Genomic DNA, 10,403 nt, shown 5'->3' on the forward strand with positions numbered 1-10,403 from the left:
GTTGCGCTACTGCACCACGCGCTTCTCGAGCTTGCGGGCAAGCGTGCGCCGGTGCAGGCCAAGCCGGCGCGCGGTTTCGGAGATGTTGAAGCCCGTCTCGACCAGCGTTTCGTGGATGCGCTCCCATTCGAGGTTCTTGATCGAGGTGGGGCGGCTGGTGAGCGGCACCGAAACGTCGCCCTCGGCGCGGCCGAAGGCGGCTTCGATGTCATCGGTGTTGGCGGGCTTGGCCAGATAATGGCAGGCGCCGAGCTTGATCGCCTCGACAGCCGTGGCGATGCTGGCAAATCCCGTCAGCACGACGATCCGCATCGACGGATTGCGGGCGCTGAGCAGTTTGACGCATTCGAGACCCGATCCCGCTCCAAGCTTGAGATCGACGACGGCGTAGACCGGAACGGCCGTTTCCAGCGCGACGAGCAGCGCCTCGCGGTCGTGGCAGACCACGACATCGTAATCGCGCTTTTCGAAGGAACGCTTGAGCGTCCGCCCGAAGGTCGCGTCGTCCTCCACGACAAACAAGGATCGATCAGATTTCACGATCGTCTCCATCGGTCAGCGCCGCCAGCGGCAGCGAAAGGGTAACGCGGGCGCCCCCGGCCATGTTGCGCGCCGAAACGTCGCCGCCGAGCTTGCGCACCACATTGAACACCAGGAAGAGCCCCAGGCCGCCGCCTGGCCGCCCCTTGCTCGACATATAGGGCTGGCCGAGCGCGGCCAGAATATCCTTGTCGAAACCCGGTCCGCGATCCTCGACGGAGAGCACCAGCTTCCCATCCTGCCGCTCGGCAGTGATGCCGACCCAATCGTGCGATGCTTCCAGCGCATTGTCGAGCACATTGAAGATCACTTGCTTCAGCGCCGTGTCGGATACGATCTGCTCGTCCGGCTCGAAACCGTTGCTGTAATCCAGCTTGAAAGGCTGGCGGCTGGAACGCCACTCCTGCACGAGATCGTCGAGGAAGCGGCGGATCGTGGTGCGGATCGTGCCCTCGCCCCGCGCCTGACCGGAGGACATGAGGATGCCCGTGACGATGCTTTTGCAGCGCTCGATCTGCGCCTGCATCTCGGCCACGTCCTCGGAAAGCTCGCGGTTGCGCTTGACGCCCTGCATCTGGCGCCAGTCGGACAATATGACCGATATGGTCGAGAGCGGCGTACCGAGTTCATGCGCGGCGCCTGAGGCCAGCAGGCCCATCCGCACGATGTGGTCTTCCTCGGCCGAACGCTGGCGCAGGTCGGCGAGGTAGGCATCGCGTTCGCGCAGGTTGCGGTTGATGCGCGTCATGAAGATCACGATCAGGCCGGCCGCGAGCACGAAGCAGATGAACATACCGCGCAGATGCAGCGCCAGGAGGTCGCTGCCACCGTGATGCGGGAGCGCGATCGGCTGGAAAACGAAGATGAGGAAGACGAAGCAGGCCGAGGCGGCTACCACCAGGAGCCAGGTCGACCATGGCGCCAACAGCGCGGCGCCGAGCGTGATCTGCAGCAGATAGAGCGACACGAACGGATTCGAGGCGCCGCCGCTCAGGTAGAGCTGCGTCGTCAGCGCCGCCATGTCGAAGATCAGCGCGACGAAGAGCTGCGCGTTGGAGATGCGGCGATTGCCGCGCAGGGCGAGCAGGCTGAAGATGTTGAGCCCGACCAGGAAAAGCACCACGCCGGCCATCTCGGTGAGCGGCAGCGGGATCGCGAACCAGTATTGCGTCACCAAGATGGTCAGCACCTGCCCCGCCACCGCCAGCCAGCGCAGTTGGATGAGGAGCAGCAGGTTCTTCCTGTTCGTCACGTCGGAATTTGAGGCGGCGCCTCCCTGTCCGGCGACCGGAACCGTCAGGATCGGTTTGTCGCGATGAAACCGCGCGATCGAGATGTTCATCTTGCCGCGTCCCGCTTCCGACGTCCGGCGAAGATCGGCCTGGCGAGGGCGGTCGCCAGCATCGCTGCCATGGCAAACCAGGTCAAAGCATAGACCAGATGGCTGTTGCGGAAGGTGACGACGGTGAGCCCGCCGCGCGGCCAGCCAGCCGGCTCGGACGCTCCGGCATCGATGAAATACGGCGCGACATCCGCCAGGCCGCGCGCCTTTGCGATGGCGTCGACGTCGCGCGAATACCAGCGATTGGCCGCCGGATCGTTGCTGCGCAGGAAACCGCCGCGCGGTTCGCTGATGCGCAGCAGCCCGTCGACCGTCGCCGTCGCGGCGAAACCGCCACCCTCCCGCTCGAACTCGGCCTTGCGTTCCTGCGGGATGAAGCCGCGGTTGACGAGGACCGTGAAACCGCGGTCGCCGCGCATCGGCGTCAGCACCCAATAGCCGCCGCCAAGCTCGGTCACCGCCTGCACCAGCGTGTTGGCACCGCCCTCAAAGCGCCCGGTCAACCGCACATGGCGATATTCGTAGTCAGGCGCGCTCAACCCGCTCCAGTCCCGCGGACCAGGCGCATCGACGACGGGAGCATGGATGCGTTGGTCGACGCGGGCGATCAGGTCGAGCTTCCAGACCCGCCTTTCCAATTGCCAAATCCCGAGCCCGAGAAACACCAGGACGCCGAGAAGCCCAGCCAGCGCAAGCAAGAATCGCGACGCGGAGCCCTTCGGGGTGGCATGAGAGCCAGTACTTGTCCGGCCGATCATGTCCTTTGCCTCGACTTTGGCCCTCTCCACACCCGACACACTCACGCCCGAAACGGGGCTCATGGCATCTCCCGCATCTCGTGGAGCCCGGGCATCATGTTGGCATTGAGGTGGTACATCACCCAGAGCGAGCCGCTGAGCACGATGACGACGAGGATCACCGTGAAAATGAGCGCCAGCATCGACCATCCGCCTTCCGAGGCGGGGTTCATATGCAGGAAGAAGACCATGTGCACCACGATCTGCACCACCGCGAAGGCCATGACGATGATGGCTGTGGCCTGCTTGTTGTCGATGGCTCCGCTCATGACCATCCAGAACGGGATGGCGGTGAGGATCACCGACAGGACGAAGCCGATCAGGTAGCCCTTCAGCGACCCGTGCGCGGCGCCGCCATGCGTGTGGTCGTGATCGGCATGATCATGCGCGCTCATCTGAGCATCCCCATCAGATAGACGAAGGTGAAGACGCCGATCCAGACGACGTCGAGGAAGTGCCAGAACATCGAGAGGCACATCAGCCGGCGGCGGTTGGCCTCGATGAGGCCGTATCTGGCGACCTGCACCATCAGCGTCGCCATCCACACGATGCCGAAGGTCACGTGCAGGCCGTGCGTGCCGACCAAGGTGAAGAAGGACGACAGGAAGGCGCTGCGCTGCGGCGTCGCGCCTTCATGGATCATGTGCGCGAATTCGGATAGCTCGATGGAGAGGAACGCCATGCCGAACAGCATGGTCACCACGAGCCAGGCTTGCGTCGCGCCGACGCGGCCCTTGTCCATGGTCAGCATGGCAAAGCCGTAGGTGATCGAGGACAAGAGCAGCATGGTGGTGTTGACCGCCACCAGGCCCAGATCGAACAGATCCTTCGGCGCCGGACCGGCCGCGTAATTGCCGCCGAGCACGCCATAGGCCGCGAACAGCATGGCGAAGATCAGGCAGTCGCTCATCAGATAGAGCCAGAAGCCGAGCATGGTGCTGCCGCCTTCGGCGTGCGCATGCTCCTCTTCCAGGTGGAAGACCGGTGCGGTATCGGCCGTGATCGCCGTCGATGCCATGCTCGAACCCTAGCCCTGGGCGGCGAGGAGCGTCGTCCTCGCCTCTTCCGTTTGCGCGACCTCGGCAGCCGGGATGTCGAAGTCGCGGTGATAGTTGAAGGTGTGGCCGATCGCGGTGGCGATGAGGCAGACGAAGCTCAGCGCCGCCAGCCACCACATATACCAGATCAGGCCGAAGCCGAGCGCGACGCTGAAGACGGCGAGGATGAGGCCGGTGCCGGTGTTCTTCGGCATGTGGATCGGCTTGAAACCGGACAGCGGACGCCGGTAGCCGGCCTTCTTCATGTCGAACCAGGCGTCGTTGTCGCGAATGACCGGCGTGAAGGCGAAGTTGTAGGCAGGCGGCGGCGAGGAGGTCGACCATTCGAGGGTGCGGCCATCCCAGGGATCGCCGGTGTGATCGGCCAGCGCTTCGCGCTTACGGATGGAGACGAAGATCTGGACCAGAAAGGCGGCGATGCCGCAGGCGATCAGCACGGCGCCGAAAGCGGCGATGACGAACCATATCTGCAGCGAGGGGTCGTCGAACACGCGCATGCGGCGCGTCACGCCCATCAGGCCGAGGATATAAAGCGGCATGAAGGCGAACCAGAAGCCGAGCACCCAGCACCAGAACGAGATCTTGCCCCAGAACGGATCGAGCTTGAAGCCGAAGGCCTTCGGCCACCAATAGGCGATTCCGGCGAACAGACCGAACAGCACGCCGCCGATGATGACGTTGTGGAAATGCGCGATCAGGAACAGACTGTTGTGCAGCACGAAGTCGGCCGGTGGCACGGCAAGCAGCACGCCAGTCATGCCGCCGACGGTGAAGGTGAGCATGAAGGCTACCGTCCACATCATCGGCAGTTCGAAGCGGATGCGGCCGCGATACATGGTGAACAGCCAATTGAATATCTTCGCCCCGGTCGGGATCGAGATGATCATCGTGGTGATGCCGAAGAAGGAATTGACGCTTGCGCCGGAGCCCATGGTGAAGAAGTGGTGCAGCCAGACGAGATACGACAGGATGGTGATGACCACCGTGGCGTAGACCATGGAGGTGTAACCGAACAGGCGCTTGCCGGAGAAAGTCGAGGTGACCTCGGAGAAGACGCCGAACAACGGCAGGATGAGGATGTAGACCTCCGGGTGACCCCATATCCAGATGAGGTTCACATACATCATCGGGTTGCCGCCGAAGTCGTTGGTGAAGAAGTTGGTGCCGACATAGCGGTCGAGCGCGAGCAGCGTCAGCACCGCCGTCAGCACCGGGAAGGACGCCACGATCAGCACGTTGGTGCAGAGCGAGGTCCAGGTGAAGACGGGCATGCGCATCATCGTCATGCCGGGGGCGCGCATCTTGATGATGGTGCAGATCAGGTTGATGCCGGACAACGTCGTGCCGACGCCGGCGACCTGCAGCGCCCAGATGTAGTAATCGACGCCGACGTCGGGACTGTAGTTGATGCCGGAGAGCGGCGGATAGGCCAGCCAGCCGGTGCGGGCGAATTCGCCGACGAACAGCGAGGCCATGACCAGGATGGCGCCGCCGACCGTCATCCAGAAGCTGAAATTGTTGAGGAAGGGGAACGAGACGTCGCGCGCGCCGATCTGCAGCGGCACGACGAAGTTCATCAGCCCGGTGACGAAAGGCATCGCCACGAAGAAGATCATGATCACGCCATGGGCGGTGAAGATCTGGTCGTAGTGATGGGCGTTGAGATAACCCTCGGAACCGTTGAAGGCGATGGCCTGCTGCAGGCGCATCATGATGGCGTCGGAAAAGCCGCGCAGCAGCATGACGAGGCCGAGCGCCATGTACATGACGCCGATCTTCTTGTGGTCCACGCTGGTGAACCACTCGCGCCACAAATAGCCCCAGAGCTTGAAATACGTGATGGCGCCAAGAACAGCGACACCGCCGAGCGCCACCACGATGAAGGTGCCGACGACGATCGGCTCGTGCAGCGGCAGCGACTCCAGAGTGAGGCGGCCGAAGATGAATTTGGTCAGCGTCTCAGGCATCCGCCATCCTCACAATTCGAAGCGCAGCAGGCCGAGCGACGGCGTCTCGGCGTCGGCGCGGCGGCTGCCTGCCCCTGGACTGAGCAGCCCCGCCCCGCGCAATGGCGAAAGATCGCGCACCGGCCAGTATTTCGCGTCGGCATCGCGGGCCGCGCGCGAGGCGGCGGCCGCTTCCTCCGCCGTGCAGATGCTTGCGACATAGGACGGATCGTTGCCGAACACCGCGCCGCGCCGGGCAAGCTTGTCATATTGCAGCGGCAGGGTGTTGCGCACGCCGGCGAGCCCCAGGCCGCCCTTGGCGTCGATCGACATCATCTCGTTCATGCACATCTTGCCGCGCTCGACGCACAAATTGAGGATGGCGCCGAAGAGGTCGGGATCGACGGAGGCATAATGGCGGACCGGCTCGTTCTCGCTCGGACGTTCGAGCTCGAGATAACTGTCTCGGTTGAGCGTGGCCTGCGCGCTCTTGGTCTGCGTCACCCAATCGGCGAAGGCCTGGTCGGACAGGCCGTGGAAGGCAAAGCGCATGCCGGAGAAGCCGGCGCCGCTGTAGTTGGCCGAAAAGCCGGTATAGGTTCCCGGACGGTTGATGACGGCGTGCAGCTTCGTCTCCATGCCGGGCATGGCGTAGATCTGCCCGGCAAGAGCTGGAATGTAGAAGGAGTTCATCACCGTCGAGGAGGTAATGCGGAAGTCGATCGGCTGGTTGACCGGGGCCGCCAGCTCGTTGACGGAGGCAATGCCGTAATCGGGATAGATGAAGAGCCATTTCCAATCCAGCGCGACGACCTCGACCTTGAGCGGCTTGTGGTTCTGGGTGACCGGCTGTCCTGGTTCGATCCGGTCGATGCGCCGGTAGGGATCGAGCAGATGCGTGCCGAGCCAGGTGAGCGCGCCCAGGCAGATGATGACGAGCAGGGGCGCCGCCCAGATCACCAGTTCCAGCTTGGTCGAATGGTCCCAGTCCGGCGTATAGGTCGCCGTGGTGCTGGATTGCCGGTAGCGCCAGGCAAACAGCACGGTCAGCGCCATGACGGGCACGATGATGAGCAGCATCAGCAGGGTCGAGACGACGAGCAGGTCGCGCTGCTGCACTGCCACGTCGCCCGCGGGCGCCAGCACGACCAGATCGCAGCCGCTCAGCAGCACCGCGAGCGGAAAAAGAAGCAAGGCTCCGGATCGTCTCATCAAACGCTGCCCTCGATGGCCCTGCAGCAGGATCTCTGCAGGTTGCGATGCGATATGGACCAACGGCTACTGCCGCAGGCACGGCGACAACATTGGACAATTTGTCCAATGCCCAGTCGGTATGGCTTTCGCGAAAGTGTGCACGCATAATTGGATGACGACAACATCGCATCGGGACGCCGACAATCGCGTTCCGAACTTGAGCTCGGTGGCGACGGAAACGATGGCTGAAACTTCGACTTCCGAAACGGACAGCAGGCTGATCGGCTCGCATCACGGCCAGGTCAGCGCGGGCGATATCGCGGTCGGCGTGATCATCGGCAGGACGTCGGAATTCTTCGATTTCTTCGTCTATGCGATCGCTTCCGTGATCGTGTTCCCCAAGCTGGTGTTCCCGACGCACGACCCGCTGGTCGGAACGCTCTACTCCTTCGCCATCTTCGCACTGGCCTTCATCGCGCGCCCGTTCGGCACCGTGCTGTTCATGGCGATCGACCGCGCCTATGGCCGCGGCGCCAAGCTGACGATCGCGCTGTTCCTGCTCGGCACCTCGACGGTCGCCATGGCATTCCTGCCCTCCTATGAGGATGTCGGCGCGGTCGCCGCCTGGCTGCTGGCGCTCACCCGCTTCCTGCAGGGCCTGGCGCTCGGCGGGACATGGGACGGACTGCCCTCCCTCCTGGCGCTGAATGCACCGCAGAACCGGCGCGGCATCTATGCGATGATCCCGCAGCTCGGCGCGCCGATCGGGCTCATCGTGGCAAGCTCGCTGTTTGCCTTCTTCGTCGCCAACCTCTCGGCCGACGATTTCTTCGCCTGGGGCTGGCGCTATCCCTTCTTCGTCGCCTTCGCCATCAACGTCGTGGCGCTGTTTGCCAGGCTGCGCATCGTGGTCACGCCCGAATTCTCGAAACTCTACGAGAGCGGCGACCTGCAGCCGACGCGCATCAGGGAGATGGTTCGGACTGAAGGACGCAACGTCGTGGTCGGCGCCTTCGCGCCGCTGGCGAGTTTTGCCCTGTTCCATATGGTGACGGTGTTCCCGCTATCGTGGGTGTTCCTGTTCACCAATGAGGGCCCGGAACGTTTCCTGGTCATCGAGGCGGTGAGCGCGCTGTTCGGCATCGCGGCTATCGTCGCATCGGGGCCGCTGGCCGACCGTGTCGGACGTCGTGCCTTGCTCGGCGGCGGCGCCGTCGCCATCGCCGCTTTCAGCGGCTTTGCCCCACAGCTTCTCAACGGCGGCACCGTCGGCGAGACGGTGTTCATGGTGCTCGGCTTCATCCTGCTGGGCTTAAGCTTCGGGCAGTCCTCGGGCGTCGTGGCATCGAGCTTCTCGCGCCAGCACCGCTATACCGGCTCGGCGGTGACATCGGACCTGGCCTGGATGTTCGGCGCCGGCTTCGCGCCGCTTGCCGCGCTGCTCCTGGCCGGCAATTTCGGCCTTATCGCCGCCGGCGCTTACCTGCTTTCGGGCGCCGCCTGCACGCTGATCGCGCTCTGGATCGACAGGCAAGCGTCCACGACCGACCGCTAAAGCGCGTCGCGCTGAAGCGGATTCAGGCGACGCGCTTTTAAGGCTTTGTTTTCATGCATGTCGTTATCGCAAAACCGCTGCACACTTTTGCGCGACATGCATTAGTAGATCGCCGCAGGCGCCCAATCAGACCTGGTAGAAATCCCGGTACCATTCCACGAAGCGCGGGACGCCGATCTCGATCGGGATCCTGGGCTTGAAGCCGATCACCTCTTCGAGCGAGGTGACATCGGCGAAGGTCGCCAGAACGTCGCCCGGCTGGAGCGGCATCATGTTGCGGATCGCCTTGCGCCCAAGCGCGTCTTCCAGCACGTCGATGAGCCGGCTGAGCTCGACGGGTGAACTGTCGCCGATGTTGTGGATCCTGAACGGCGCGGTGCTCGTCGCCGGGTCCGGCGCAGCGCTTTTCCAATCGGGGTTGGGTGTCGCGGGATACTGCATGACGCGGACCACCCCTTCGACGATGTCGTCGATGTAGGTGAAATCCCGCTGCATGTTGCCATGGTTGAAAACGTCGATCGGCTGGCCGGCGAGGATGGCCTTGGTGAAGATGAACAAGGCCATGTCGGGCCGTCCCCACGGACCGTAGACGGTGAAGAAACGCAAGCCCGTCGTCGGCAGCCCGAACAGATGGCTGTAGGTGTGGGCCATCAGCTCGTTCGCCTTTTTGCTGGCGGCATAGAGGCTGAGGGGATGGTCGGCGGAATCATGCACCGAGAACGGCATGCGCGTGCTGCCGCCATAGATCGAGCTCGACGAAGCGTAGACGAGATGGCCGACCGATGCCTGCCGGCACCCTTCCAGGATGTTGAGGAAGCCGTTGAGATTGCTTTGCGCATAGACGTGCGGATTGACCAGCGAATAGCGGACGCCTGCCTGCGCGGCGAGGTTGACGACGATCTCCGGCGCGACCGACGCAAAGACCCTCGAGATGCCATCGCGGTCGGCGAGATCGACATGCTCGAAACGAAAATTCGGGAACGCCTTCAGCCGCTCGAGCCGCGCCTGCTTCAGCGCGACGTCGTAATACTCGTTCATGGAGTCGAGGCCGACAACCTGCCGGCCTTCGGCAAGCAGCCTCTGGCAAAGGTGAAAACCTATGAAGCCGGCTGCGCCGGTGATCAGGATCGGCCTGCTCGACGTCAATGCATACCCCTAACGCTGTAGCCAGACCATTTACCGACCAATCGCCCGCGGACAGTCTGCGGATCAACGCAGCCCAGGCCGATCTTGGCGACAGGTTCGGGCACGCCTTGAATTCCTCAGGCTGGTCGAGACTTGCGCCTTTTATGGCAGGCCGGCGTCGAATTCAACGATACGCTGTCTTCTGCCATTTCCCAGGCAGCTCCCTGTCATCGCGCCGGCGGTAGAGCCAGCGGCTGCAGAGTCTTCAACATGGCGAGCAGCTGGCTCTGCTGATGGGTGCCGGTTTTCTGGAAGACGCGCTCGAGATAGGTGCGGGCGGATTTGACGGTGATGCCGCCCCGCGCGGCCGTTTCCGCCAAAGTGAGTCCGGCAGCAAGATCGGCTGCCAGCCGTGCCTCCGCCGGCGTCGAAGACCTGAGCGCTGGCCGAGTTCGACAGGCCGCTCGCCTTCTGGAGCACCGAGTTCCATCGCTCCGGGACGAAGGCCGCCTTGCATATGGTTTCGATCAGATCGATCATGGCCGCCATGGGAACGATGCGGGCCGGACGGGCCAGAAACCATCAGTATCCGACACAGGAAGCTCAATCTCAAGCCAACGCTTATATAGGGACGTGGACATGGCTCGAACCCGCCCGCGTGGAATGAGATTGCGCACACGGCCCCGATTGGGGATTTGCTTTTCTTGGTGATCCCCCTTCACTGCAGGGCTATCGCATATGAGTGATCGCATTGATGAGATAGTCGTCGTTCCAGGCGCATTTCTTGATGCGATGGCTGATGGGGACTTTGGCAGCATCGGCGGCCTGAAGGATGTTTCTAGCGAG

General features: G+C 63.3%; 10 protein-coding genes. 1 reads left to right on the forward strand and 9 read right to left on the reverse strand.

Translation table 11 applies throughout. The annotated features are described in order from the left end of the window. Positions 1–6 precede the first annotated feature (6 nt). From FJ414_RS08280 to cyoA, 7 genes are read right to left on the reverse strand one after another with little or no spacing between them, the layout of a single operon-like run. Complete coding sequence (locus FJ414_RS08280; protein ID WP_210239657.1) at positions 7–540, reverse strand: response regulator transcription factor; 534 nt, start codon at positions 538–540, stop codon at positions 7–9. Next, positions 530–1,882: an ATP-binding protein gene (locus tag FJ414_RS08285; protein ID WP_140643277.1), complete on the reverse strand. Its 1,353-nt coding sequence runs from the start codon at positions 1,880–1,882 to the stop codon at positions 530–532. The genes FJ414_RS08280 and FJ414_RS08285 overlap by 11 nt, the downstream gene beginning before the upstream one ends. Further along, the gene (locus tag FJ414_RS08290; RefSeq protein WP_140643327.1) at positions 1,879–2,640 is read right to left on the reverse strand and encodes an SURF1 family protein; all 762 of its coding nucleotides are present in this window, start codon (positions 2,638–2,640) and stop codon (positions 1,879–1,881) included. The genes FJ414_RS08285 and FJ414_RS08290 overlap by 4 nt, the downstream gene beginning before the upstream one ends. Positions 2,641–2,699: 59 nt before the next feature. Further along, on the reverse strand, positions 2,700–3,074 hold the full coding sequence (cyoD, locus tag FJ414_RS08295) for a cytochrome o ubiquinol oxidase subunit IV (RefSeq protein ID WP_140643280.1): 375 nt from the start codon (positions 3,072–3,074) through the stop codon (positions 2,700–2,702). After that, positions 3,071–3,697 carry a cytochrome o ubiquinol oxidase subunit III gene (gene cyoC, locus FJ414_RS08300; protein WP_140643283.1) on the reverse strand — a complete coding sequence of 209 codons (627 nt, stop codon included), beginning with the start codon at positions 3,695–3,697 and terminating at the stop codon, positions 3,071–3,073. Before cyoC ends, cyoD begins: the two co-directional genes overlap by 4 nt. A gap of 9 nt (positions 3,698–3,706) precedes the next feature. Further along, a complete protein-coding gene (gene cyoB / locus FJ414_RS08305) occupies positions 3,707–5,704 on the reverse strand; it encodes a cytochrome o ubiquinol oxidase subunit I (RefSeq protein ID WP_140643286.1) in 1,998 nt (665 codons plus the stop codon). Between the two features lie 9 nt (positions 5,705–5,713). Further along, positions 5,714–6,895 (reverse strand): ubiquinol oxidase subunit II, encoded by a 1,182-nt coding sequence (cyoA, locus tag FJ414_RS08310; protein ID WP_140643288.1) that lies wholly within the window; start codon positions 6,893–6,895, stop codon positions 5,714–5,716. Positions 6,896–7,118: 223 nt separating this feature from the next. Between cyoA and FJ414_RS08315 the strand changes: the two genes are divergently transcribed. Beyond that, positions 7,119–8,432, forward strand: coding sequence for an MFS transporter (locus FJ414_RS08315; protein ID WP_140643290.1), 1,314 nt, complete (start codon positions 7,119–7,121; stop codon positions 8,430–8,432). Positions 8,433–8,558: 126 nt separating this feature from the next. On the opposite strand, the gene FJ414_RS08320 is transcribed toward FJ414_RS08315, so the two are convergent. Together FJ414_RS08320 and FJ414_RS31420 are read right to left on the reverse strand one after the other, a co-directional pair. Continuing rightward, the gene (locus FJ414_RS08320) at positions 8,559–9,578 is read right to left on the reverse strand and encodes an NAD-dependent epimerase (RefSeq protein WP_140643292.1); all 1,020 of its coding nucleotides are present in this window, start codon (positions 9,576–9,578) and stop codon (positions 8,559–8,561) included. 206 nt (positions 9,579–9,784) lie between these two features. Then, positions 9,785–9,937, reverse strand: coding sequence for a hypothetical protein (locus FJ414_RS31420; RefSeq protein ID WP_181166829.1), 153 nt, complete (start codon positions 9,935–9,937; stop codon positions 9,785–9,787). Positions 9,938–10,403: the final 466 nt, after the last annotated feature.

Origin of the sequence: Mesorhizobium sp. B3-1-6 (assembly GCF_006439555.1) — a bacterium.
Lineage (GTDB): Bacteria > Pseudomonadota > Alphaproteobacteria > Rhizobiales > Rhizobiaceae > Mesorhizobium.

What these genes read in the sequence shown, in the direction of transcription:
- FJ414_RS08285 (WP_140643277.1), bottom strand. Translation starts at nt 1,882, where the DNA reads ATGAACATCTCGATCGCGCGGTTTCATCGCGACAAACCGATCCTGACG.
- FJ414_RS08290 (WP_140643327.1), bottom strand. Translation starts at nt 2,640, where the DNA reads ATGATCGGCCGGACAAGTACTGGCTCTCATGCCACCCCGAAGGGCTCC.
- FJ414_RS08315 (WP_140643290.1), top strand. Translation starts at nt 7,119, where the DNA reads ATGGCTGAAACTTCGACTTCCGAAACGGACAGCAGGCTGATCGGCTCG.
- cyoD (WP_140643280.1), bottom strand. Translation starts at nt 3,074, where the DNA reads ATGAGCGCGCATGATCATGCCGATCACGACCACACGCATGGCGGCGCC.
- cyoC (WP_140643283.1), bottom strand. Translation starts at nt 3,697, where the DNA reads ATGGCATCGACGGCGATCACGGCCGATACCGCACCGGTCTTCCACCTG.
- cyoA (WP_140643288.1), bottom strand. Translation starts at nt 6,895, where the DNA reads ATGAGACGATCCGGAGCCTTGCTTCTTTTTCCGCTCGCGGTGCTGCTG.
- cyoB (WP_140643286.1), bottom strand. Translation starts at nt 5,704, where the DNA reads ATGCCTGAGACGCTGACCAAATTCATCTTCGGCCGCCTCACTCTGGAG.